Annotated in this window: 20 protein-coding genes; 12 read left to right on the top strand and 8 right to left on the bottom strand. The window is 49.9% G+C overall.

Annotated features, from left to right (window positions below):
- Positions 1-147: 147 nt before the first annotated feature.
- The 8 genes from ACO6V5_RS09105 (at position 148) to nqrF (ending at position 7,790) form a co-directional block, all read left to right on the top strand.
- On the top strand, positions 148-492 hold the full coding sequence (locus ACO6V5_RS09105; RefSeq protein WP_422137097.1) for a PilZ domain-containing protein: 345 nt from the start codon (positions 148-150) through the stop codon (positions 490-492).
- 62 nt (positions 493-554) lie between these two features.
- Positions 555-1,358 (top strand): TatD family hydrolase, encoded by an 804-nt coding sequence (locus ACO6V5_RS09100; protein WP_422410460.1) that lies wholly within the window; start codon positions 555-557, stop codon positions 1,356-1,358.
- A gap of 599 nt (positions 1,359-1,957) precedes the next feature.
- On the top strand, positions 1,958-3,292 hold the full coding sequence (locus ACO6V5_RS09095) for a Na(+)-translocating NADH-quinone reductase subunit A (RefSeq protein WP_422410458.1): 1,335 nt from the start codon (positions 1,958-1,960) through the stop codon (positions 3,290-3,292).
- A gap of 3 nt (positions 3,293-3,295) precedes the next feature.
- Positions 3,296-4,495, top strand: a complete 1,200-nt coding sequence (locus ACO6V5_RS09090; RefSeq protein ID WP_422133362.1) for an NADH:ubiquinone reductase (Na(+)-transporting) subunit B — start codon at positions 3,296-3,298, stop codon at positions 4,493-4,495.
- A complete protein-coding gene (locus ACO6V5_RS09085) occupies positions 4,495-5,283 on the top strand; it encodes a Na(+)-translocating NADH-quinone reductase subunit C (protein WP_422137733.1) in 789 nt (262 codons plus the stop codon). Before ACO6V5_RS09090 ends, ACO6V5_RS09085 begins: the two co-directional genes overlap by 1 nt.
- Positions 5,283-5,948 carry an NADH:ubiquinone reductase (Na(+)-transporting) subunit D gene (locus ACO6V5_RS09080; RefSeq protein ID WP_422133364.1) on the top strand — a complete coding sequence of 222 codons (666 nt, stop codon included), beginning with the start codon at positions 5,283-5,285 and terminating at the stop codon, positions 5,946-5,948. The genes ACO6V5_RS09085 and ACO6V5_RS09080 overlap by 1 nt, the downstream gene beginning before the upstream one ends.
- A gap of 3 nt (positions 5,949-5,951) precedes the next feature.
- Positions 5,952-6,548, top strand: coding sequence for an NADH:ubiquinone reductase (Na(+)-transporting) subunit E (gene nqrE / locus ACO6V5_RS09075; protein WP_317141965.1), 597 nt, complete (start codon positions 5,952-5,954; stop codon positions 6,546-6,548).
- A gap of 15 nt (positions 6,549-6,563) precedes the next feature.
- Positions 6,564-7,790 (top strand): NADH:ubiquinone reductase (Na(+)-transporting) subunit F, encoded by a 1,227-nt coding sequence (gene nqrF / locus ACO6V5_RS09070; protein WP_422133365.1) that lies wholly within the window; start codon positions 6,564-6,566, stop codon positions 7,788-7,790.
- Between the two features lie 188 nt (positions 7,791-7,978).
- Here the strand turns inward: nqrF and ACO6V5_RS09065 are convergent, their stop codons facing one another.
- Entirely contained in the window at positions 7,979-8,950 is a 972-nt protein-coding gene (locus ACO6V5_RS09065) for a trypsin-like serine protease (RefSeq protein ID WP_422133366.1), read from the bottom strand.
- A gap of 498 nt (positions 8,951-9,448) precedes the next feature.
- Here ACO6V5_RS09065 and ACO6V5_RS09060 point away from each other — a divergent pair, with 498 nt between their 5' ends.
- Positions 9,449-10,750 (top strand): anaerobic C4-dicarboxylate transporter, encoded by a 1,302-nt coding sequence (locus ACO6V5_RS09060; RefSeq protein WP_422410454.1) that lies wholly within the window; start codon positions 9,449-9,451, stop codon positions 10,748-10,750.
- A gap of 69 nt (positions 10,751-10,819) precedes the next feature.
- On the opposite strand, the gene gcvT is transcribed toward ACO6V5_RS09060, so the two are convergent.
- From gcvT to ACO6V5_RS09040, 4 genes are all read right to left on the bottom strand, one after another.
- Positions 10,820-11,938: a glycine cleavage system aminomethyltransferase GcvT gene (gene gcvT / locus ACO6V5_RS09055; protein ID WP_422410452.1), complete on the bottom strand. Its 1,119-nt coding sequence runs from the start codon at positions 11,936-11,938 to the stop codon at positions 10,820-10,822.
- Between the two features lie 74 nt (positions 11,939-12,012).
- Positions 12,013-14,919 (bottom strand): aminomethyl-transferring glycine dehydrogenase, encoded by a 2,907-nt coding sequence (gcvP, locus tag ACO6V5_RS09050; protein WP_422410450.1) that lies wholly within the window; start codon positions 14,917-14,919, stop codon positions 12,013-12,015.
- Between the two features lie 172 nt (positions 14,920-15,091).
- Complete coding sequence (locus ACO6V5_RS09045; RefSeq protein WP_422410448.1) at positions 15,092-16,471, bottom strand: L-serine ammonia-lyase; 1,380 nt, start codon at positions 16,469-16,471, stop codon at positions 15,092-15,094.
- Between the two features lie 395 nt (positions 16,472-16,866).
- Positions 16,867-17,595, bottom strand: a complete 729-nt coding sequence (locus ACO6V5_RS09040) for a bZIP transcription factor (RefSeq protein WP_422410446.1) — start codon at positions 17,593-17,595, stop codon at positions 16,867-16,869.
- Between the two features lie 270 nt (positions 17,596-17,865).
- Here ACO6V5_RS09040 and ACO6V5_RS09035 point away from each other — a divergent pair, with 270 nt between their 5' ends.
- On the top strand, positions 17,866-18,147 hold the full coding sequence (locus ACO6V5_RS09035) for a hypothetical protein (RefSeq protein WP_422133372.1): 282 nt from the start codon (positions 17,866-17,868) through the stop codon (positions 18,145-18,147).
- An 89-nt stretch (positions 18,148-18,236) separates the two neighbouring features.
- Complete coding sequence (locus tag ACO6V5_RS09030) at positions 18,237-19,040, top strand: hypothetical protein (RefSeq protein ID WP_422411272.1); 804 nt, start codon at positions 18,237-18,239, stop codon at positions 19,038-19,040.
- A gap of 20 nt (positions 19,041-19,060) precedes the next feature.
- Here ACO6V5_RS09030 and preA read toward each other — a convergent pair whose 3' ends face one another.
- The 3 genes from preA to ACO6V5_RS09015 form a co-directional block, all read right to left on the bottom strand.
- Complete coding sequence (gene preA / locus ACO6V5_RS09025) at positions 19,061-20,296, bottom strand: NAD-dependent dihydropyrimidine dehydrogenase subunit PreA (protein WP_422137098.1); 1,236 nt, start codon at positions 20,294-20,296, stop codon at positions 19,061-19,063.
- 13 nt (positions 20,297-20,309) lie between these two features.
- Complete coding sequence (locus ACO6V5_RS09020) at positions 20,310-21,659, bottom strand: NAD(P)-dependent oxidoreductase (protein ID WP_422133374.1); 1,350 nt, start codon at positions 21,657-21,659, stop codon at positions 20,310-20,312.
- A gap of 206 nt (positions 21,660-21,865) precedes the next feature.
- Complete coding sequence (locus tag ACO6V5_RS09015; protein WP_422411275.1) at positions 21,866-23,236, bottom strand: alanine/glycine:cation symporter family protein; 1,371 nt, start codon at positions 23,234-23,236, stop codon at positions 21,866-21,868.
- 347 nt (positions 23,237-23,583) lie between these two features.
- Between ACO6V5_RS09015 and ACO6V5_RS09010 the strand changes: the two genes are divergently transcribed.
- On the top strand, positions 23,584-24,171 hold the full coding sequence (locus tag ACO6V5_RS09010) for a helix-turn-helix domain-containing protein (protein WP_422140081.1): 588 nt from the start codon (positions 23,584-23,586) through the stop codon (positions 24,169-24,171).
- The last annotated feature ends 92 nt before the right edge of the window (positions 24,172-24,263 follow it).

The raw sequence follows: 24,263 nt of genomic DNA, 5'->3' as shown, positions 1-24,263 counted from the left end.
ATCTTTTTGTGCGCACAAATCTGAGTTTTTCTTGTGAAAATAGTCTCTGTCAACTCATCGATGGACGGGTTACACTGACTGAAAGATAAGCTCAAATTCAGTCTGGGCTATGGGAAAAAGAAGAATCACAATAACAGGAGAAGAATGATGAACCGTGCAAAGGGTGGTATGTCAGGCATTTTGTCATTGACGATCAAAGACTCCTCTTCTCTCTATTCATCCTATATGCCTTTTATAACGGGTGGTGGGTTATTTATTCCGACTTCAAAGCGTTACTCACTGGGAGATGAGGTTTTTATTCGTCTGACTCTGATGGATGAAGCGGATAAATTACCTGTTCCCGGCAAAGTGGTCTGGATCACACCCCAGGGCTCTGCCCGAATGGCCGGGATAGGTGTTCAGTTTACTGACGCAACAGACACGGTCAGAACTAAAATAGAAATGTATTTGGCGGGGGCGCTCAAGTCCGATCGCGAAACCAGTACCATGTAGAGCTCTGGCCTGAGGCAGTCTCGTTGCCTGAGGTTTTGACTTCATTCATTATCTGAACAGTATTGGATTTTTTACGACTGAATATGTTGATTGATTCACATTGCCATCTCGACCGTCTCAAGCTCGACAGCTACGACGGTGATCTGGAAGCAGCACTCAATGCGGCAAGGCGGGCGGGGGTTGAAAGAATACTTTGCGTGGGGATTGATCTTGAGCATGCAGATGCTGTGGTTGGTCTGGCTGACAAATATCAGGATGTGTATGCCTCGGTTGGAATACACCCTCTCGAAAAAGAGGCCGCCGAGCCGGATCTGCAAACCCTGTTGCATTATGCGGCACACCCAAAAGTGATTGCACTGGGTGAGAGTGGTCTTGATTATTATTACTCGGCTGACAATAAAGAAAAGCAGCAGGAACGGTTCAGAATTCATTTGCAGGCAGCTCAGCGGTCACAACTTCCAATGATTGTCCATACCAGAGACGCAAGAGAGGATACCCTTAAGTTGATACGCCAGCATGGCGATCTGGAAAAAGCAGGAGTGCTGCACTGCTTTACAGAGAGCTGGGAGATGGCGAAAGAGGCGATGGAGTTGAACTACTTCATCTCTATTTCCGGCATCGTAACCTTCAGGAATGCGACTGAATTAAGAGAGGTCGTCAAGAAGGTGCCTCTGGATCGGCTGCTGATTGAAACCGACTCCCCTTACCTGGCACCCGTTCCTCATCGAGGCAAGCCCAATGAGCCTCGTTATCTGCCTGATGTTGCAAAATGTGTGGCAGAGTTAAAAGGTATCTCACCAGAAAAGCTGGCTGAGGTCACTTCTGAAAATTTTTTCCGGTTGTTCCCCAAAGCGGCTTCTGACTGAAGAGAGGGTTGGTTGTAAATGCAGGCATCCAATCAATTGGCCGACTCTCCAGATTGTCGGTAACGATCAATGAGTGGATATTCACTGAGTCGATCTCCACTATCAAGATAATGGTGACTTCTTTCTACATTAAGGGATTCCACGATCATTCGCCTATGGCATATCCAGAAGACTGTCTTTATAATTGCGCAACCATTTTTTTCAATGGTGAGCCGCTGCGGCCACATAACGATGAATTGATGTGCGATTTTACTTGAGTCTCAGACAGAAGCCTTTCGGACTTATGCTTTCAAGCATGAGGCCGACACGCTCTTCGACAGCATGAGGCTTGGGGATGTTAACCGTCATTTTGCTTGGATCAGAATACTGCCAAACAGGGTTCATTCTACCTGGGTGCGTTCTTCAGGGAGCCTGCAGGACGGACTCAGGTCTGACTGACACCCTTCTGTGTATCTGATTGAAGTAGAGATCATAGCTTGAATTCTGACTTTCCGGTTGGAGAAAAGCTGTGTATTCGGGGTTGTTCTGGTCAGTTGTCGGTTATCACTGGAGAGGCGGGTTTATTCCGGACCTGAAAATTGATTGATTAGGCGAAAGGTATGATCAAAATCAAACAGGGGCTGGATCTTCCGATTACAGGGGCGCCTGATCAAAGCATATCCGATGGCCGAGCAGTTCGCTCTGTCGCCGTGATTGGCTTTGATTATGTAGGTATGAAACCTACAATGGCCGTCGCTGTCGGAGATCGAGTTAAAAAAGGGCAAGAGCTCTTTACTGATAAGAAAACACCGGGTGTGCGCTACACTGCGCCTGCCGGCGGTGTGGTTGCTGCGATTAATCGTGGTGAAAAGCGGGTACTACAATCCGTTGTTATTGATGTCGATGGTGACGATGAAGTCTCGTTTACTGAGCACAAGCCAGAAGCACTGTCAGCCCTGACTGCTGATCAGGTAGAAGCACAACTGAATGAATCCGGATTGTGGACTGCCCTTCGCACCCGACCCTTCAGTAAAGTGCCAGCCTTGGGTTCTCGCCCGGTTTCCATTTTTGTTACTGCCATCGATACCAATCCTCTCTCAGCTAACCCGGAAATCATCATCAGTGAGCATGCTGAAGCGTTTGAACAGGGCATCAATATCCTCGGCAAACTCAGCGGTGGCAAAATCTTCCTGTGTAAAGCACCCGGTGCTCGTATTCCGGCCGGTATTGCGACTGCAGAAGAGTTTGATGGGCCTCATCCGGCTGGACAGCCCAGTACCCATATTCACTTTCTGGATCCGGTGAGTGCTGAAAAGACCGTTTGGCAGATTAACTACCAGGACGTTATTGCCGTTGGCAAACTGTTCACCACTGGTAAACTCTTTACTGATCGTGTTGTAGCTCTGGCAGGTCCTCAGGTTGAGAAGCCTCGTCTGATGCGGACCCGACTGGGTGCCAGCACTGATGAGCTGGCTGCAGGTGAACTGAAAGAGGGTGATAACCGTATTATCTCTGGTTCTGTATTTGGTGGCCGTACTGCTAAAGGCTCCTTTGCATTCCTGGGTCGTTATCACACACAGGTTTCTGTTCTGGAAGAAGGCAATGAGCGTTTGTTCATGGGGTGGATAAACCCTACTGTGAACCGTTACTCTGTGCTGAATGTTCTGACTTCCGGCTTGAGCAGAAGCAAGCTGTTCAACTTTACAACCACCACCAACGGCAGTGAACGTGCCATGGTACCAGTGGGACAGTATGAAAAAGTCATGCCTCTGGATATCCTGGCGACACAATTGCTGCGTGCGATTGTGGTTGGCGATACGGAAATGGCCCAGAAACTGGGCGCCCTGGAACTGGAAGAAGACGATCTGGCACTGTGTACATACGTGTGTGCCGGCAAGTATGAATACGGTCCCATCCTGCGCGACAACCTGACCCGTATCGAGCTGGAGGGCTGAGAAATGGCTTTGAGAAAACTCCTTAACTCCCTCGAGCCCCACTTTGTCAAAGGTGGCAAGCACGAGAAGTGGTATGCACTGTATGAGGCAGTAGACACTCTGCTCTATACAGCTCCTAACAAGACCCATAACACCGCTCACGTTCGCGATGCGATCGACCTGAAGCGTATGATGGGCATGGTTTGGCTCTGCACCTTCCCGGCCATGTTCTTTGGTATGTGGAATGTTGGCTTCCAGGCCAACACGGCTATTGCTGGTGGTCTGGCTGCTCCTGCTGACTGGCACGGTGCCCTGATCAGCCTGCTGGCGGGTCATGATCCGGCAAGTCTGTGGGATAACTTCATCTATGGTGCTGTTTATTTCCTGCCTATTTATGCCGTGACATTCCTGGTCGGCGGTTTCTGGGAAGTACTGTTCGCTATCGTTCGTGGTCACGAAGTCAACGAAGGTTTCTTTGTCACTTCTGTCCTGTTCGCCCTGATTGTTCCCCCCAGTATTCCGCTTTGGCAGGTAGCCCTGGGTATTTCCTTCGGTGTTGTAATCGGTAAGGAAGTGTTTGGTGGTACCGGCAAGAACTTCCTTAACCCGGCGCTGACGGGGCGTGCGTTCCTGTTCTTCGCTTACCCTGCACAGATTTCCGGTGACCTGGTCTGGACTGCTGTAGACGGTTTCTCTGGTGCGACTGCCCTGAGTCTGGCGCAGCAGGGAGGTATAGATCAGGTAGTCTCCAATGGCATTACCTGGTTTGACGCTTTCCTGGGTACCATCCAGGGTTCTGTCGGTGAGACCTCTACTCTGGCAATTTTCATTGGTGGTGCTGTGTTGCTGGCGACACGTATTGCTTCCTGGAGAATCGTCGCCGGTACCATGCTGGGTATGATTGCAACGGCAACCCTGTTTAACATGATTGGTTCCGAAACCAACATGATGTTCAGTACTCCATGGTACTGGCACTTGGTTATGGGTGGTTTTGCTTTCGGTCTGATCTTTATGACAACCGATCCTGTATCCGCTTCCATGACCAATACCGGTCGCTGGTATTACGGTATTCTGATTGGCATCATGGTCATCCTGATCCGTACCGTTAATCCGGCTTACCCAGAGGGTATGATGTTGGCCATTCTGTTCGCCAACCTGTTTGCGCCGCTGATTGACCACTTCGTGGTTGAAGCCAACATCAAGCGTAGGGAGGCTCGTGCCTGATGGGTAACGATAGTATCAAGAAGACGTTATTTGTAACGATTCTGCTCTCTCTGGTGTGCTCCGTTGTGGTATCTGCTGCAGCTGTTTTCCTGAAGCCGCAGCAGACCCAGAATGTTGAGCTCGACGTGCAGCGCAACATTCTGAGTATTTCTGGTCTCACCAAAGATGCCAAGGCGCTGAGCAACAGCGAAGTGGCCGAACTTTACAAACAGGTTCAGCCGCGACTGGTTGACCTCAAAACAGGCAAGTTCGTTGAGGAAACACCTGAAGGTCAAACCGCTGATAACTACGACCAGCGTGTTGCAGCCAAGATTCCTGATGAGTCCCGTGCCCTGAGTGGTGCTGAAGATATTGCCAGCATCAAGCGTCAGGCTGACATTGCCAAGGTCTATATCGTTGAGAAAAATGGCAAGCTGGAAACCATCATTCTGCCCGTACACGGCTACGGACTCTGGTCTACCATGTATGGCTTTATGGCTCTGGATAGCGACCTGAACACCGTTAAGGGATTCGGTTTCTACGACCAGAAGGAAACTCCGGGGCTGGGTGGCGAAGTAGACAACCCACTTTGGAAGGACAAATGGCCTGGCAAGAAGATCTACGACAATAAAGGTGTAGTGGAAGCAGGCCTGGTAAAAGGCGGTGCGGATCCCAGGTCTCCTTACAAGGTCGACGGTCTTTCCGGCGCCACTCTGACCAGTAACGGTGTAACCAATCTGATTCATTTCTGGATGGGTAAAGATGGCTTCAAACCGTTCCTTACTAATTTGAAAGCGGGGGATGCATAATGTCTGAGAAGACTAAGGATATCCTGCTGGAACCGGTCGTTAACAACAACCCCATAACCCTGCAGATCCTCGGTATCTGCTCGGCACTGGCGGTGACCACCAGCATGCAGGTCAGCCTGGTAATGGCCATGGCGGTAATCGGTGTTACCGCCTGTTCCAACCTGGCGGTATCTCTGATTCGTAACCACATTCCCAACAGCATTCGTATCATCTGTCAGATGACCGTGATTGCTTCCCTGGTAATCGTGGTAGATCAGATTCTGAAAGCTTACGCTTACGACATCTCCAAGCAGCTGTCTGTGTTTGTTGGTCTGATCATTACCAACTGTATCGTGATGGGGCGTGCTGAGGCCTTCGCTATGAAGAACGGTCCCAGGCTGTCGTTTCTGGACGGTATTGGTAACGGTCTGGGTTACGGTGCGGTGTTGCTGATTGTGGCATTCTTCCGTGAATTGTTCGGTGCCGGCAACCTGTTCGGTGTTGAAATCCTCAAGACTGTTAACAACGGTGGCTGGTACCAGCCTAACGGCCTGATGCTGCTGGCTCCAAGCGCTTTCTTCCTGATCGGTCTGCTGATCTGGGTGATTCGCAGTCGCAAGCCGGATCAGGTTGAAGACAACGAGTTCAAAATGGCTCCTAACACCAAGTTCAGCGAGGCCCACTAAGCCATGGAACATTTCATCTCACTTTTTGTGAAAGCAGTGTTCGTTGAAAACATGGCATTGGCTTTCTTCCTGGGTATGTGTACCTTCCTGGCGGTGTCCAAGCAGGTGAAAACAGCTCTGGGTCTGGGAGTTGCTGTAGTGGCCGTATTGACCATTACTGTACCCATTAACAATCTGATTTATCAGAATATCCTGAAAGATGGGGCGCTGGCACCCGGTATCGATCTGAGCTTCCTGGGTCTGATCACCTACATCGGTGTTATCGCGGCTCTGGTCCAGATTCTGGAAATGTTCCTGGACAAGTTTGTACCGTCACTTTATAACGCGCTGGGTGTATTCCTGCCGCTGATTACCGTGAACTGCGCTATTATGGGAGCTTCCCTGTTCATGGTTGAGCGTGACTATAATCTTGGCGAGTCTGCGGTATATGGGCTGGGAGCTGGTGTTGGCTGGGCTCTGGCAATCGCCGCCCTGGCCGGTATCCGTGAAAAGCTGAAGTACAGTGACGTGCCTTCGGGCCTGCGTGGCCTGGGCATCACCTTCATAACTGTTGGTCTGATGTCACTGGGCTTCCTGTCATTCTCTGGCGTACAGCTCTAAGGAGGTCGTGTAAATATGGATTCTACTATCGTATTGGGCGTAGTCATGTTTACCGTTATCGTGCTGACGCTCGTAGCGGTCATTCTGGCAGCTCGCTCGCGGCTGGTCAGCACCGGTGATGTAACCATCAACATCAACGAAGACCCCGATAAGGCCGTCACCACGGTGGCCGGTGGCAAGCTTCTGACGACTCTGTCAGGTGCGGGCGTCTTCTTGCCATCTGCCTGTGGTGGTGGTGGTACCTGTGCACAGTGCAAGTGTAAAGTACTCGATGGTGGCGGCGAGATGTTGCCCACCGAACGTTCTCACTTCACCAAGCGTGAAGAGAAGGAAGGCTGGCGCCTGTCCTGTCAGGTGAACGTCAAGCAGGACATGGAAATCGAAGTTGAAGAAGAGCTCTTCGGTGTTAAGAAGTGGGAGTGTGAAGTTGTTTCCAACGAGAACGTTGCCACCTTCATCAAAGAGCTGGTTCTGAAACTGCCAGAGGGAGAAGACGTTAACTTCCGCGCCGGTGGTTATGTGCAGCTGGAAGCGCCTGCGCACACGGTTGAGTACAAGAACTTCGATATTCAGGATGAGTACCGTGGCGACTGGGACAAGTTTGACCAGTGGAAGTACGTTTCCAAGGTGGATGAAGAGACCATCCGTGCCTACTCCATGGCTAACTACCCTGAAGAGAAAGGTATCCTCAAATTCAATATCCGTATCGCTTCACCGCCTCCGGGTACTGACTTTGAGCCGGGCAAGATGTCTTCTTACGTCTTTAACCTGAAGCCAGGTGACAAGATGACCGTTTACGGACCCTTCGGTGAATTCTTCGCGAAAGACACCAACAACGAAATGGTCTTTGTCGGCGGTGGTGCAGGTATGGCGCCTATGCGTTCTCATATCTTCGACCAGCTGAAGCGTCTGTCATCTACCCGCAAGATTTCTTTCTGGTACGGTGCCCGCTCCCTGCGTGAAGCATTCTACGTAGACGAGTTCGACAAGCTGGCAAAAGATAACCCTAACTTCACCTGGCATTTAGCTCTGTCTGATCCTCAGCCAGAAGACAATTGGGAAGGTTACACCGGCTTTATTCACCAGGTGCTATTTGACAACTACCTGAAGCAACACGCTGCACCTGAAGACTGTGAGTTCTATATGTGTGGACCTCCCATGATGAATGCTGCGGTAATCAAGATGCTTGAAGATCAGGGCGTTGAACCTGAAAACATCATGCTGGACGACTTTGGTGGTTAATCACTTCGGTGGTTAATCCAGCAGTCTGATGCAGATGTTTATTCGTGAGCACTCAGTTGTTCTCGATACAAAAAACCGGCGATACTCTCAGAGTTCACCGGTTTTTTTGTTGGATTTATCATTGAACCAATATCCGACGGTTAACTTCAGAAACTTTTTGCCCATGACTATCTCAAGAGATAATCACGTCACTCAGCAAAAAAAATAATAGCTATTGGTATAATCAATGTGTAAATTCGACTAGCAGAAGTAATAGATGTTGTTGAAGTAGTTGAAGCAGTCGAGGTAGTTGAAGTAATTGAAGCAGTCGAGGTAGTTGAAGTAGTTGAAGCAGTCGAGGTAGTTGAAGTAGCCGGATCAGTTGAAGTAACTAAATCAGTCCACTCAGAATCATTTGATGTCAATGCATCATAAAAGTATGTTCGATTAGCTGATGAATTAAGGTAAATGCTTTTGGTTATAAAATCAGCGTTAGTGAATATTGGCGTATAGATTATCGGGCTTCCATTGTAAGTAGACCCGGTTGAATGTATACCAATTAGATATTCAGTATTATTAAACTTATAAAATAGCGGTGAGCCTGAATCTCCACCTTTTCCATCCCCTGGATAGTTTAAGATATATCTAAGATCCTTATGTTGGCACATCCGCCGTGTTAGCCATGATAAGCTCACTTTTTTAAGTACTGAGGTTCCCTGGTAGCCTGCTGCAAAAGGGTTTCTTATAAAACTGGCTAGATTTGAACAATTATATATTGAAAAATCAAGAAGGGGATGGTTGTCAAGAATGACATCTTCTGAAAGTTCCATAATTGCAATATCTGTTTTTGGCATTTCAAGATCCGGATGAAGAATGAATCTTTTAACTTTAATTCTTTTTTTGCTATCCATGTTTTTGAAATCTACATATGAATCTAATGCTTTTTTTTCAGAAAGGAAACAGTGAGCCGCACTTAAAACATGTCTTTGAGTGATCAAAAATGCGGTACACCTTGTTATACAACAGGGATCAAAAATATTATTTAGCTGTACAATCCAGGGAAGCTGCCCTACAGGAACTACTTCTGCTGGATCAGTGTACCTTTCCACCCTGTCTCTTGCCAACAACTGTATTGAGTAACATAAGATAAAAAATGTGAACACATGTTTCAGCAAATTCATGTATTTACCTTTGAATTATGAAAATCGAAGGCATAAGGTTAGAACACATTACCGGCGCGAGCTATATAACATCGACTTTTAGGTTAAGGCAGAGTAAGTGCTGATGACCTTGTCGCCCTAAATTATGTCGATGGTCAGTTCTATCAGGCATTATCTTCAAAAACTGTGGCGGTGGCCTGAAGTTGACCCATAAATTTCATGACCTCTCGAGCTCCTGACTCTGCTATTTTTCGACTGAAGCATTTTTCCTTCCTATTTATTTTTTATGGATCTGACGACTAAATGCTGACACGACGGAAAAGGAGTTAACAGTAAGTCGAGTTTTATTCATGGGAAGAGTAGAGAAAGATGTTTCGGTAATCCGTAAATAGTTAGCATATAAACTTATTATTTCCCTGTTGGAAACTAGTTAATATATTAACGCTAAGTTTGTTTGTTTCAGGCAGTGACATTGCCATTGTCTGGTTGAAGCATTATTACGATAGAGGGGACCTCTTCATGCTTTGGGTTCAGTTAGCGGTTGTACTTGGGGCTATTTTTCTTGGGGCTCGGCTGGGTAGTATCGGGATTGGTTTTGCCGGTGCTATGGGGGTGCTGGTATTGACTCTGGGCCTCGGGCTCGAACCCGGGGCAATACCTATAGATGTTATCCTGATCATTATGTCGGTGATTGGTGCAGTGGCTGCCATGCAAGTGGCTGGCGGTCTGGATTATCTGGTTGAGCTGGCCGAGAAGCTTCTTCGCAGTAAGCCAAAGTATATTACTTTTCTTGCACCGACTGTCACTTACGTTATGACTCTGCTGGCAGGTACAGGTCATACTTCTTACTCTACTCTGCCGGTGATTGCAGAAGTGGCTAAAGAAAACGGTGTCCGTCCATCTCGTCCACTGAGTATCGCTGTGATTGCTTCCCAGATAGCCATTACTGCGTCACCTGTCTCTGCCGCAGTGGTCGTGTTCAGTGGCTTCCTTGAGCCCTATGGCATTGATTACCTGCAACTGCTGGCCATCTGCATTCCTACTACCTATGCGGCGGTTATGCTGACCGCTGTTATCTGTAATTTCATGGGTGTGGATCTGGACAAGGATTCTATCTATCAGGAAAGATTGAAAGCTGGTCTGATTACCTTGCGTGAGACCAAAGCCCGTCAGGACTGCAGGAAAGGCGCCGGTCTGTCTGTCGGTATTTTTGCTCTCAGTATTTTGGCTGTGGTGCTTTACGCTACGGCTATCAGCGGTAACGTCGGTCTGATTGAAAATCCTGTTTTGCCCCGCGACTCTGCCATCATGGTATTTATGATGATTGCGGCTGGCCTGATCACTATCTTCTGCAAGATTGATTCTGGCAATATCCTCAATGCCCAGACCTTCAAGTCCGGTATGAGTGCCTGCGTCTGCGTACTGGGTGTTGCCTGGCTGGGTAATACGTTTGTGGGGGCGCACATTGATTCTATCCAGGCTCTGGCAGGCAATTTACTGAACAGCTACCCATGGCTGCTGGCGGTTACACTGTTCTTCGCCTCTATGCTACTTTACTCTCAGGCTGCCACCACTCGAGCCCTGATGCCTGCTGCTCTGGCTCTGGTTGATCCTGTGACCGCTATCGCTTCTTTCGCAGCGGTATCCGCTCTGTTTGTTCTGCCTACTTATCCAACACTGCTGGCAGCCGTAGAAATGGACGAGACCGGGTCTACCCGTATCGGCAAACTGGTATTTAACCACCCATTCTTTATGCCGGGCACTGTCTGTATTGCACTTTGTGTTGCCTTTGGTTTTGTTTTTGCGCCAATGGTTATTTAAAGCGGGCAAAACAGAAACCAGCTTATCACTGATAAAAAAAGCCCGGTTAACCGGGCTTTTTCGCAGAGCTTAGCCGCGATAGTAACGCTGTTCAATAAACGGCATACGACTCACAGTCATAGGCAATTTTTTGCCGCGCACCTGCGCGAAAACTTCTGTTTCCAAGGCAGCATATTCAGTTGTAACGTAGGCCATTGCGACAGGAGCACCAACAGTGGGTCCAAAGGTTCCTGAAGTCACAACGCCGATCTTCTCGCCATCGGCGTTGACGATTTCAGTCCCTTCACGAACCGGAGCACGACTGCTGCCGATTAAACCAACACGTTTACGGGTGAGGTCTTTGTTTTCAATCTGGCTCAGGATCCTGTCTGCGCCGGGGAAGCCGCCAGCACGCTCACCATCCTTACGACGGTTTTTGCTGATGGCCCAGATCAGACTGCTTTCGATGGGAGTGGTATCTGTATCCAGATCGTGACCATAGAGGCAGAGTCCACTTTCCAGACGCAGGGAGTCACGGGCACCCAGACCAATGAACTCGACTTCCGGCTGATCCAGCAGCATACGACAGAATTTGTCAGCGTCCGCTTCCGGGATTGAGATTTCAAAACCATCTTCACCAGTGTAACCCGAGCGACTGATGTAAACGTCAACGCCTTCAATAGTCATGTGAATGGAGTCCATGAAGACCATCTTCTCTGTTTCAGGCGCGAAGCGGGCCATAACGGATTTTGCTTCAGGACCCTGAATGGCGACCAGAGCACGGTCATCCAGAACCTCCAGCTTAACATCCTCAGGCAGATGAGCCTTCATGTGAGCAATGTCCTGATCCTTACAGGCGGCGTTGACAACAATGTACAGGCTGTCATTGCCTTCGTTGGTGACCATCAGGTCGTCCATTATGCCCCCCTGTTCATTGGTGAACAGGGCGTAGCGTTGCTTGCGCTCAGGCAGATCAATAATGTCGACAGGTACCAGAGCTTCCAGAGCCCTGGCCGGATTGTTGCCTGTCAGACGAACCTGCCCCATGTGGGAGACATCGAACAAACCCGCTTTTGCACGGGTGTGCAGATGCTCGGCTTTAACCCCCAGAGGATATTGAACCGGCATATCGAAGCCTGCGAAAGGAACCATTTTCGCGCCCAGCTCCTGGTGCAGGCTATGCAGTGGTGTTTTTTTAAGTTCGGTCATTAGGGATACTCCCTGAAATTGTGAAGAAGCCGGGGAAGTGACTTCCCCGTTTCAATGCTGGTTCTCAGACGACTTTAGTCTTGTTCTTGATAGCTTTCGATAGATGGGCAGGAGCAGATAAAGTTGCGATCGCCGTAGACATTATCGATACGGTTGGCAGTGGGCCAGTATTTGCCATCGATAGAGCCTTTCAACGGGAAGACGGCTTCTTCACGACTGTACGGATGGCTCCATTCGCTGTCTACCAGATCTTCCATAGTGTGCGGAGCGTTGCACAGCGGGTTATCTTCGGCAGGCCATTCGCCTTCCTGTACCTTGTGAACTTCTTTGCGGATGGCAATCATGGCGCTGACGAAACGATCGATCTCGTCTTTGGACTCGGATTCGGTCGGCTCAATCATCAGAGTGCCGGCAACCGGGAAGGACATGGTCGGTGCATGGAAACCGTAATCCATCAGGCGCTTGGCAATGTCTTCTTCGGTGACACCGCAGGCTTCTTTGATCGGACGAATATCGATAATGCACTCATGAGCCACCTTGTTGTTGCGGCCACGATACAGAACGTCGTAATGAGCAGCCAGTTTCTCAGCCATGTAGTTGGCGTTGAGAATGGCGACTTCACTGGATTGTTGCAGACCCTGCTGTCCCAACATGACAATGTACAGATAACTGATGGGCAGGATAGAGGCGCTGCCAAATGGCGCTGCTGATACTGCACCCATACCTTCGTTATCGCCTTCAATCGGGCTGACGCAGTGGTTTGGCAGGTAAGGCGCCAGATGACTTCTGACGCCGATGGGGCCCATGCCGGGACCGCCGCCACCGTGAGGAATAGCGAAGGTTTTATGCAGGTTCAGATGCGAAACGTCGGAGCCGAACTTGCCGGGCCTGGCAATGCCGACCAGGGCGTTCATGTTGGCGCCGTCCATGTAGACCTGTCCCCCGTGCTCATGAACGATGTCGCAGATGTTGCGAATCTCCTCTTCATAAACGCCGTGGGTGGAAGGGTAGGTCACCATCAGGCAGGACAGGTTTTCACTGTGCTGTTCAGCTTTGGCCTGAAGATCGGCAACATCCACGTTACCATTCTCGTCACAGTCAACGACCACCACTTTCATGCCGACCATAGCGGCAGAAGCTGGGTTGGTGCCATGAGCGGAAGAGGGGATCAGGCAGATATTTCTGTGTGCCTGGTCATTGGCCTCCTGATAGTTACGGATGGCCAGCAGACCGGCATACTCGCCTTGGGCGCCGGAATTGGGCTGCATGGAGATTTTGTCGTAACCGGTGATTTCTTCCAGTGCCGCTTCCAGTTCGTTGATCATGGTCATATAACCCTTGACCTGATCTCTGGGCGCAAACGGGTGGATGTTGGCAAATTCAGGCCATGACACCGGAATCATTTCAGCAGCGGCATTCAGTTTCATGGTGCAGGAGCCCAGAGGAATCATGCCGTGGGTCAGGGAGTAATCCTTATTCTCCAGACGCTTCAGGTAGCGCATCATATCGGTTTCGGAATGATAGCTGTTGAAATTCGGGTGAGTCAGTACGGCATCAGTACGACGATGCTCGTCTTTGAGACCGGACACTGCAATCTGGCTGTCAATGGTCTGAATATCCAGATCCTGACCCTGTCCCAGAATGATATTGAACAGCTGCGTGATGTCTTCCGCTGTTGTGGTCTCATCAATGCTGATGCCCAGTTGATCGAAGCTGATGCGACGCAGATTGCAGTCAGCTTCGAGGGCGCGGTTATAGATCGCTTCCTGCTGGCTGCCCACTTTCAGGGTCAGGGTGTCGAAGAAAGTATTATTACACTGAACGCCCAGAGTGGTCAGGCCTTTATGCAGAATAGTGGTCAGGCGGTGGATGCGCTCAGCAATGGTCTTCAGACCTTGTGGCCCGTGATAAACGGCATAGAACGCAGAAATGTTGGCCAGCAGAGCCTGGGCAGTACAGATGTTGGACGTCGCTTTTTCACGACGGATGTGCTGCTCACGAGTCTGCATCGCCATGCGGTAAGCCTGGTTACCACGGCGGTCGATGGAAACACCAATAATACGACCGGGAATGGAGCGCTTCAGTTTTTCACTGGCAGCAAAGAAAGCGGCGTGCGGACCACCAAAGCCCATAGGGACACCAAATCGCTGGCTGCTGCCCAAAGCAATGTCAGCCCCCAGCTCACCGGGTGACTTCAGCAGCATCAGAGCCATCAGGTCGGTGGCGACAGACACCATGGCTTTTTGTTCTTTGGCTTTGGCGACGATGCTGGCGACATCGGTAATCTGTCCGTGAGTGCCAGGGTACTGCAGCTGTACACCGAAGATATCGTGTTTTTCGAGATCGGTAACAGGGTTGCCGACTTCTACCTGGATGCCCATGTGCTCAGCACGGGTTTTGATGACGTCGATGGTTTGCGGGTGGACGTCGTCTGCAACAAAGAACACCCTGTTCTTGCTGCGGCTGGATCTATGGCAAAGTGCCATCGCTTCTGCAGCTGCGGTGGCTTCGTCCAGCAGGGAAGCGTTGGCGACTTCCATACCGGTCAGGTCCATGACCATTTGCTGGAAGTTCAGCAAGGCTTCCAGACGGCCCTGGGAGATTTCGGGTTGATAAGGCGTGTAGGCAGTGTACCAGCCGGGGTTTTCCAGAACGTTTCTGAGGATGACGTTTGGAATATGGGTGTTGTAGTAGCCCATACCAATGTAGGATTTGTTCACCTTGTTCTGGTCAGCCAGTGAACGCAGGTATGCCAGCGCCTGAACTTCTGTCTTGCCCGCTGCAACCGCCAGGGTGTTCTCTCCTGGGGTAGTGGATGGGCGAATGGCTTTGGGAACGGTCTGTTCAATCAGATCAGACAGTGACTCCAGTTTCAGTTCGGACAGCATTGCCTGTTGCTGAGCCTGATCCGGGCCAATGTGACGACCGGTAAATGCGTTGCTCTGTTCCAGAGCGCTGAGTGCCTGTTTATCAACAGCCATGTTTCTACCTTTCTCTGACGGCCGTCGGTGGATGGGACAGCCCTGTGATGGTCTGAAAATACCTGAACCACGGACCTCGGCCCATGCTCCCATGGGAATGCTCCGGGTTATACGGAGCATTCCGGGTATTTGTGCTGATTATTTTTGCTTTTATTGGCATCTGTCACGAGTCTCAGCACACGACAACATTGACTGCCAGTCCGCCAGTGGCGGTTTCCTTGTACTTATCCTGCATGTCCAGGCCAGTCTGGTGCATGGTTTCTATCACGCTGTCCAGTGAGACCCGATGCTGGCCGGTACCCTGTAGGGCGAGTCGTGCCGCATTAATGGCTTTGACTGCACCCATAGTGTTTCGCTCTATGCATGGCACCTGAACCAGACCTCCAACCGGGTCACAGGTCAGTCCCAGGTTATGTTCCATACCAATTTCTGCCGCATTTTCTATCTGTTCATTGGTGCCGCCCAGAACGGCGCAGAGTGCCCCTGCTGCCATGGAGCAGGCTACCCCGATCTCGCCCTGACAGCCCACTTCAGCGGCTGAAATGGAGGCATTTTTTTTGTACAGCATACCAATGGCGGCTGCGGTAGCCAGAAAAGCCTGAATGCCCTGTTCGCAGCTGCCGGGAACAAAGCGATCATAATAAGCCAGAACGGCGGGTATGACACCGGCAGCACCATTAGTCGGTGCGGTGACGACCCGGCCCCCTGCTGCATTTTCTTCATTCACGGCCAGGGCAAAAAGACTTACCCAGTCCATGCTTTGCAGGTCATCCCAATGCTCTTTTGGCTTGTTGATTAAGCGTTTGTGTATGTCACTGGCGCGGCGGGCAACATCCAGTCCCCCGGGCAGTTTCCCGGTTTGCTGGCAACCGCGCTGGATGCATTGATCCATCACCTGCCAGATGGCCATCAGATCCCCGGAAATATCCTGACTGCGACCCAGATGTTTTTCGTTTTCAAGCACCAGCTCGGCGATGGATAAACCACTGTTTTTGCCGTGGTCCAGTAGGTCCTGACCTTTTTCAAAAGGGTAGGGAATGGGGGCAGCTTGAAGGTTGGTGGATAGATTGGAAGAGGCTTCCTGCTCGTTGAGAACAAAACCGCCACCTACCGAGTAATATCGGTTCTTGTAAAGGACTTGCCCATCGGCATCGAGAGCCGTAAGTGACATGCCATTGGGGTGATTGGGCAGGGAGTTTCCAAAATGAAATTGCAGATCAGTATCGAAATGAAAGGTTATAGTCCTGATTCCACCCAGCTTGAGTCGATCGTTGTTCTTAATGTCAGAGACGTATTCAGGCACTTTGTCGGGACTCACTCTATCAGGGTGTTCGCCCAGAAGTCCCAGAAGGACGGCAACATCTGTAGCGTGTCCTTCTCCGGTCATGGCCAGAGAACCATAGAGGTCGGCCTTAATGCGGTGTGTCTGCTCGAAGTGCTGGTTGGTGTGGAGTTCATCCAGAAAACGGTTGGCAGCCACCATGGGACCCACGGTATGTGAGGATGAAGGCCCGATGCCAATTTTAAAAAGGTCGAAAATGCTCAGTCCCATGATCTGCTCCCTCTGTATTCTTATCTCATAAAAACCTTTTGTATTTTAGATTTTTATCGGACTAACGATTCTGGTCTGAAAGAAGCCGTTGTTTTTCCACGATAAGATCCCTGAATTAAACGACTAAAAAAATTCAACATACATTCAGAGAATTGGCAGAGTAGCAAATCTGGAGGTTTCACATCAACCCATTTGTTTCCTATAGGAAACGAGGTGGGTAAAAATTTATAAAAATCAATGATTTATAAGATTTCGGGGAAAGTAATGGTAACAGTGCTGCTGTCTTGTCCACTCTTGTATGAGCCCATTCATTCACGCTTGCACCACTTAATGTCATTGCATCTGGTAGTTGAGACTAAGCACCCAGCCATTCGGAATCGAATATTTCGTATGGTCTAGCTGGCATCATCATCGCTATCAAATATTGCTTGATCATCCAGTTCGAAGTACTCAGGAGCAGATGCAAATTCCTTCTTTGGCGGTATTTTCTCTGCACACTCGTCTTCATCCTCCGGGTCGCCCATTTTGTTAGAATCCCATTTATAATTGTCAGCAATTGGCACAAATCTCTCCCCTGGCAATACTCCTCTTAAAATCATATTTTCTGCTTTCCTTTCGGAAATGTGCTCTGCCATTTCAGTGTTCTTAACCTGCAGGTACAAATTCTCCATTTTAATGTTTTGCAATTCTTCTTCCAGGTATGCCAAACGAGTTTTTGCCTTTTGTCTGGCTCTTCGAGCAGACTCCCTGTTCTCAAGCCTTCTTCTTTCAGGTGATCTTGCTTTTTTATTCCTTGACTTCTTGCTTCTGACTGCTGCGGATGAAGAAGGCCCTGTTGCTGTTTCGACTTCTACGACACAAGCTACCTGAACAACTTGATCAAGCTGGCAGGTAGTGATGGAGCTCCAACTCGATAGGCTCTTGCCTGTCAATGAATAACTCTGCGAGCAAATCGATATTTTTTTTGTAGGCTCTGGGGTGACGTGAGAAGTTGCCACCCTTTCCAGCACAGGTATTTCTTCTGTGGTCGTCAGAGTATCAGTAAGCTCCTGCGAAAGTCTGGCATAACAATGATCCAGTGCCACAATACTGAATTTTGCATCAGCCTTATCAGTTTCATCCATACTGCTCTCAGCGTCTTTTGTCGACACAAGATTCAATGAGGAAGTGCTCGGAGTCGAAGATATATTCATTGTTGCTGTCCCTGTCCATTTATGGCTGATAAAACCTAGACACTCTCCATACATGGAATGTTCCGTTTCTGACAGTAAATCTGACAACTTTGTTATAGGGTGAATGGGTACTCGCCAGCAGTTACAACTGCAAGCTTATTAACTCAATCTGAATGATTCCCGCCTTTGAGGCTGTCGCAAAACTCCAACATCAGGGGAAGTATGCATTCCCACGCAAAGCGAGGGTGTCGCAAAACTCTGGTTCCCGCCTTCACCCCCGTCATTCCCGATTTCATTCTCGTCATTCCCGCGAAGGCGGGAATCCACACTGACTCACCACCAGAACCATACTGCCCGGTGCTCCCCTGGCCTTGTCATCCCCGAGAAGGCAGAGATCCACCGTTGGCGCTGGATTCCCGCCTTCGCGGGAATGACGAACTCAGAGCATGGGAACGAGCTGTTGGAGTTTTGCGACACCCTCAGAGCGTGGGAACGAGTTGTTAAATAGAAAAATCCTGAGTTTTGATTAATATTGAAAGTTCGGCTTCGTTCTGGCTACAGAGGTTGTAGCTGTTGACAGGAATTCCGTCATTATGAAACACTCCGCTTCCTATCTATTGCCTTTGATGTCCACTTTAACTTTACAGTCAGGCTTTACTCAGGGTTTCGATTCGTCGCTGCCTCCAACTCCAGCGATGGCTGGACGGTTATGGGCGGGTGCTTTATTTTTAGGTGCCGGGCTTGATAGCTCAAGGATCATGCCGAGTTCAAGCGCGCCATATAGCAGTAGTGAAGATGACAGTCCGTTTACCTTTACGGTTAGGTTGGCCCCATCGAGTACAGGCAGTTATGCTGAAAGCACCACTGCTGGAAGCACAGAAACAATTTCATCAAATGATTATTCTTTAGCAACATTCAATTCAGGGTTTCCGGTAGCATCCGCGACTACACATGTTGCAGCGAGCGGTTCTGACACAGTATTACTGACCTCGGATCCAGGTTTGGTAGTAATAGCAAGTCAGAAGAGAGCCGTTGACGAAGAATTAATGGAGGCGGTAAGTAATTATGATTTTGAAAGAGTTGAAGACTGTTTGAACAGAGGAGCTGATCCAAGTTACAGGCAGGCCACAGATCAGGACGATCCAAACGGGTTTATACAACCGATTACGCCTTTAAGATTAGTAATGTTTCGTATTTCAGACTGTGAATTAAATGATGAGGATTTGAGAGAGTTTTATAAAATCGCCAGATGCCTTTTAGATCACGGAGCAGACCCCAAACCAGCCATAAAAATAGCAGAAGAGAGATATGGAAAATATGAAGATGCTTTGGGAGGCGACGCTGATGAGGTGTTTATGGATATATGGAGAATTGTACACAATGCCGGAACGCAATAAATCCAGCAGGCTCAAATGACCTACAGCTCTGGATTTGAGCCAGGAAGACTGATCATCGTGATGCACCCCTCAACGGGACAGGTGATCTGACAAAGGTTGCAACCGACGCACTCCCCCGGAATGATTTCAAAGGTTCGGTCTTTTCCGTCATCAGATGTTTGCAAGGCTATGGCCTGATGTTCAGTATCTTCGCAGGCCGCAAAACAACGGCCACACCGGATACAATGACTCTGGTCAATATGAGCAACACTTTTGTAGCTCAGATCCAGTCTGTTCCAGTCAGTAAGGCTGGCAACGGCAGCCCCACGAAATTCAGACAGCGCCTGATAACCTTTCTGATCCATCCATCTTGAGAGTCCGTCAACCAGTTCATCAATGATCTTGAATCCATTCAGCATCACCGCTGTGCAGACTTGCAGGCTTGTTGCCCCCAGTGACAGATATTCTGCAGCATCCCGCCAGGTCGTGATTCCGCCCATAGCGGATATCGTGAGTTTGGCTGTTTCATCGTGTCGTGCCAGTTGTCCCACCATATTCAGGGCAACAGGTTTGACGGCCTCGCCGCTATAACCACCGCTGGTGTAATAATTGCCGACGGCCGGGTAGCCGACCATGGTATCGAGATTGATGCTGGTAATGGAGTTAATGGTATTGATCAGTGACACCGCATCTGCTCCACCTGCAAGAGCGGCACTGGCTGTCTGGACAATATCGGTGACATTAGGCGTCAGTTTAACAATAACCGGCAGTCGTGTATGTTGTTTACACCATCCGGTGACTTTGGTAATGAGTTCGGGGACTTGCCCTACCGCCGCGCCCATACCGAGCTCCGGCATGCCATGGGGGCAACCAAAATTGAGTTCGACGCCGTCACAGCCGGTTGCTTCAACCTGATTGAGAATACGTTGCCAGCTCGCTTCTTCGCAGGGCACCATCAGAGAGACAATTAAAGCCCGATCGGGCCAGTCTTTTTTGGTCTGTTTGATTTCATCCAGATTGACTTGTAACGGGCGATCTGAAATCAGCTCAATGTTATTGATGCCCAGAATCCGCCCGTGAGTATCCCGATGAGCAGAGTACCTTGAGCAAACATTGGTCGGCGCCGGGTCTTCACCCAGAGTTTTCCATACGGCACCTCCCCAGCCTGCCGAAAATGCCCGGTAAATGTTGTATGCCTTATCCGTGGGCGGTGCTGAGGCTAACCAGAATGGATTGGGGGACCGAATCCCGAGAAAACCGGTGCTAAGGTCTGCCATCATCTTTTACTGCCTATACTTCGAGCGGTTGCAGAAACCGGTTGATGGCTTCAGCAGCCAGTTTGCCATGCTGGACTGCATGGACGGTGAGATCTTCCCCGTTATCAACACAGTCGCCTCCTGCCCAGACATTACCGATAGAGGTTCTGAATTGATCGTCCACTCTGATTTTTCCGTTCTGACTTCTGGCGAGCTTTCCAGAAGAAAAGCACTCTGCTGTTATTGTCTGGCCAATGGCCTTGTAAACCCGGTCAGCGGGAATTACTCTCAGCTCGCCGGTTTCAAGCAGCTGGCCAGCAGAGTCCTGAGTTGTTTTCACAAAACGAACACCATGCAATTGCCCGGCTTTTGTCTCAAAACCTTTGGGTTTCAGCCAGGGAATAATGCGAACACCGCTTTCTTTTGCGAATGATTGTTCATGATGAGTGGCTGACATCTGTTGAAGACCTCTTCGATAAGCGATCGTCACTTCATCGGCTCCCAGTCGGCGCATCTGGCTGGCCACATCAATGGCTGTATTACCGCCGCCGATCACAACGACCTTTGAAGCTACGGGCAGTTCGGCGAGGTTTTTGGTTTGACGAACGGTTTCAATGGTGCCAAGCGCTTCCTGGATACCTCCGGATTGCTCACAGGGCAATCCAATGGCTTTCGCAGACCCCAGTCCAATGCCAAGAAAGACGGCATCAAACTGAATGGTCAGGTCGGCAAGCTGTTGCGCAAGGTCGATTCTGCGTCCTGTCTCAAGGTTTATGCCGCCGATTTCGAAAATGAATCGGATTTCCTCCTGGGCATAATCCTCTACCAGTTTGTAAGCGGCTATGCCGTACTCATTGAGCCCGCCGGGTTTGTCATGAGCCTCGAACAGGGTGATGTCATGTCCCAGTCTGGCTAGTTTGTGTGCACAGGCCAGACCGGCAGGGCCCGCGCCAATAACGGCGACGTTTTGGCCTGTTTTCTGAGCGCGGATAAATGGGTGAGAAGCTTTTTGCCGGTGATCAATGGCATACCTTTGCAAGCGACCAATCATCACCGGTTTACATTCTGGCGAGTGGTTTCGAACGCAAGCCTGCTCACAAAGGACTTCTGTTGGACAGACCCGGGCACAGCTCCCCCCCAGAATGTTTTCTTCCAGAATAACCCTGGCGGCGCCGTCTTCATTATGATCTGCGATTCGGTGTATAAACGAGGGAATATTGATACCTGTCGGACAGGCAGAAATGCAGGGGGCATCATGACAATACAGGCAACGACTGGCTTCAATATTGGCCTGATAGCACGATAACGGAGGCTTGATATCAGAAAAGTTCTCCTGATAAACCTCGTCAGACATTCGATGGTTTCTGATATCTTTACTGGCCATAAAAAAGACCCCTGACCGGTAACTGAAACGACAGGTTTCTGGAATATTAGCAGTGACAGGGCTAGCGGGTAGCGCTTTTTTGTGGCCCTCTGAATGTTTGTCAGGGTTTGGGTAAGGAGTGAAGTACTTAATGATGAGAGGGTGAGGAAGAGAGGTGCAAACAGAGGGTAGGTTTGCACCTTCATTGAAGCTGGTTAGAGGCCTGTTTACTCAGTGACTGCCTCTGATGTTTCAGATTGCTTGCCGAAGTATTCACGCACCAGCCTGAATACAACGGGGCTTAGCAGCGCCAGGGCAATCAGGTTGGGAATAGCCATCATGGCGTTCATAGTGTCAGCTACAAGCCAGATGAAATCCAGGCTCACAGTAGCGCCCACTGGAACGGCGACAATCCAAAGGAAACGATAGGCTTTTACCGCTCTTGGGCCCATCAGGAATACTATGCAACGCTCGCCGTAGAAGCTCCAGCCCAGAATGGTTGTAAAGGCGAAGATAGCCAGAGAAATGGCAACCACATAGTTACCGACACCCGGCAGTGCCTCAGCAAATGCGGCAGAAGTTAACGCGGCCCCTGTCGCACCTGAGGTCCAGGCACCGGAAGTAATGATGACCAGGCCGGTGATGGAGCAGACGATGAGTGTGTCCAGGAAAGTACCCAGCATGGCAATCAGGCCCTGACGAACGGGGTCGTTGGTTTTTGCTGCCGCGTGAGCGATAGGCGCAGAACCCAGACCGGCTTCGTTAGAAAACACACCACGAGCGACACCAAAGCGGATAGCAGCCCATACCGCAGCGCCAGCAAAACCACCGGTAGCCGCAGTAGGTGTAAAGGCGTGGGTGAAGACCAGGCTCAGGGCGGCAGGAATTTGCTCAGCATTGATAGCCAGAACAACCAGACCGGCGACCAGGTAGGCAATGGCCATCAGGGGAACCAGAGTACTGGCCACCGCGCCAATTCTACGGATGCCGCCAATCAGTACAGCACCTACCAGGAACATCAGAATAAAACCGGTCACGACGGGAGGCAGGTTGAAGTTACTTTGCAGGACGTCAGCCACCGAGTTGGACTGAACGGTGTTGCCGATACCGAAGCCGGCGATCGCACCGAAAATAGCGAAGGCTGTACCCAGCCATGCCCAGCGTGAACCCAGACCATTCTTGATGTAGTACATAGGGCCACCGTAGTGCTTGCCGTTTTCGTCGACCTCACGGTATTTTACGGCCAATACAGCTTCCGAGAATTTGGTGGCCATACCCACCAGAGCAGTACACCACATCCAGAACAGCGCACCGGGACCCCCCATGAAGACGGCCGTTGCAACACCGGCAATGTTACCGGTACCGATGGTGGCAGAAAGGGCGGTCATCAGGGCCTGGAAAGGAGGGATTTCACCGGAGTCGCCGGACCCGGCACTGCGGCCTTGCCAGAGGAGTTTAAAGCCGGTGCCCAGCTTCAGGATGGGCATCAGTCGCAGGCCCAGCATCAGGAATAGTCCTATCCCCAGCATGAGGACCAGCATCATGGGTCCCCAAACGACGCCATTAATGGCACCGATGATTTCGGTCAGTGTTTCCATTATGAAACTTCACTCCACGCTATTGGATGTTCTGTTATTATTTTCAGGTCTTTGTTATAGGACACCACAGGGTGTCAGCTCAGACAGATGATCAGGGTCAGGACGAGACCTGCAGTACAAAGGTTTCTTATCCTGACGGTACGCCTAACTTAATGAATTAATTGAGTAAATACAACGCTGAATGTTTTTTGACAGATTTTAGGGGAATTTAATTTCCGGGTAGCTTATTTCTTTTTACGGGAAGCTTATATAGTATCGAGTACGTCTGGAAGTAGAGATAACTATAAATGTCAGAACAGGAAATATCAGAGCAGGCGCACTTTCTGAAGCAGGAAAAACAGTCGGTCATCATCTCCCGCAGTAACAGGGAGGCTGCTGTTGAGCCGTTGCAACTGGGACAGCGAGTCCGTGAAATCCGTCTGAGCCTCAATCTGACACTGGAAGAAGCCAGCCAGAAAACCGGTCTGGCCCGATCAACCCTCTCCAAAATAGAAAATGAGCAGATATCGCCCACCTTTACTGCTGTGACCAAACTGGTAAGGGGTCTGGGTATTGATATCCCCCAGTTGTTCACCCAACCTTCGGAAAAGAAGGCCGCCAGCGGTCGCCGGGACATTACCCGAAAAGGGCAGGGGCGCCCACACCCCACCACCACTTACGAACATGAGCTGCTGGCGACTGAGTTGTCGGGCAAGAAGATGGTGCCCTTCAAAACGACGGTTTGTGCCCGGTCATTTGAGGATTATCAGGATTGGGTAAGGCATGAGGGTGAGGAATTTTTGCTGGTTCTCAGTGGCAAAATCATGCTCTACACAGAGTTTTATCAACCGGTAGAACTCAATGAGGGTGATAGCACCTATTACGATGCCGAGATGGGACATGCTCTGATTTCTCTCAGTGAGGAAGATGCCGTTATTCTCTGGGTGACCGCCTGACCTGCCTTTCCTGATGCGTGGCGTATTCAGCCCGCTTGTCTAAACTTATCCGTTTCATTGAGCCCTTGGCAATTTGTTGAGTCAAATTTCAT

Origin of the sequence: Endozoicomonas sp. ALD068 (assembly GCF_049310145.1) — a bacterium.
Lineage (GTDB): Bacteria > Pseudomonadota > Gammaproteobacteria > Pseudomonadales > Endozoicomonadaceae > Endozoicomonas_A.
This window is presented reverse-complemented; position numbering and strand designations above follow the sequence as displayed.

Coding starts and splice junctions, on each gene's coding strand:
- gcvP (WP_422410450.1), bottom strand. CDS start 14,919: ATGGCTGTTGATAAACAGGCACTCAGCGCTCTGGAACAGAGCAACGCA.
- ACO6V5_RS09095 (WP_422410458.1), top strand. CDS start 1,958: ATGATCAAAATCAAACAGGGGCTGGATCTTCCGATTACAGGGGCGCCT.
- ACO6V5_RS09030 (WP_422411272.1), top strand. CDS start 18,237: ATGAAACACTCCGCTTCCTATCTATTGCCTTTGATGTCCACTTTAACT.
- nqrE (WP_317141965.1), top strand. CDS start 5,952: ATGGAACATTTCATCTCACTTTTTGTGAAAGCAGTGTTCGTTGAAAAC.
- ACO6V5_RS09065 (WP_422133366.1), bottom strand. CDS start 8,950: ATGAATTTGCTGAAACATGTGTTCACATTTTTTATCTTATGTTACTCA.
- ACO6V5_RS09040 (WP_422410446.1), bottom strand. CDS start 17,595: ATGGATGAAACTGATAAGGCTGATGCAAAATTCAGTATTGTGGCACTG.
- ACO6V5_RS09060 (WP_422410454.1), top strand. CDS start 9,449: ATGCTTTGGGTTCAGTTAGCGGTTGTACTTGGGGCTATTTTTCTTGGG.
- ACO6V5_RS09045 (WP_422410448.1), bottom strand. CDS start 16,471: ATGGGACTGAGCATTTTCGACCTTTTTAAAATTGGCATCGGGCCTTCA.
- ACO6V5_RS09090 (WP_422133362.1), top strand. CDS start 3,296: ATGGCTTTGAGAAAACTCCTTAACTCCCTCGAGCCCCACTTTGTCAAA.
- nqrF (WP_422133365.1), top strand. CDS start 6,564: ATGGATTCTACTATCGTATTGGGCGTAGTCATGTTTACCGTTATCGTG.
- gcvT (WP_422410452.1), bottom strand. CDS start 11,938: ATGACCGAACTTAAAAAAACACCACTGCATAGCCTGCACCAGGAGCTG.
- ACO6V5_RS09085 (WP_422137733.1), top strand. CDS start 4,495: ATGGGTAACGATAGTATCAAGAAGACGTTATTTGTAACGATTCTGCTC.
- preA (WP_422137098.1), bottom strand. CDS start 20,296: ATGGCAGACCTTAGCACCGGTTTTCTCGGGATTCGGTCCCCCAATCCA.
- ACO6V5_RS09035 (WP_422133372.1), top strand. CDS start 17,866: ATGCATTCCCACGCAAAGCGAGGGTGTCGCAAAACTCTGGTTCCCGCC.
- ACO6V5_RS09020 (WP_422133374.1), bottom strand. CDS start 21,659: ATGGCCAGTAAAGATATCAGAAACCATCGAATGTCTGACGAGGTTTAT.
- ACO6V5_RS09015 (WP_422411275.1), bottom strand. CDS start 23,236: ATGGAAACACTGACCGAAATCATCGGTGCCATTAATGGCGTCGTTTGG.
- ACO6V5_RS09080 (WP_422133364.1), top strand. CDS start 5,283: ATGTCTGAGAAGACTAAGGATATCCTGCTGGAACCGGTCGTTAACAAC.
- ACO6V5_RS09105 (WP_422137097.1), top strand. CDS start 148: ATGAACCGTGCAAAGGGTGGTATGTCAGGCATTTTGTCATTGACGATC.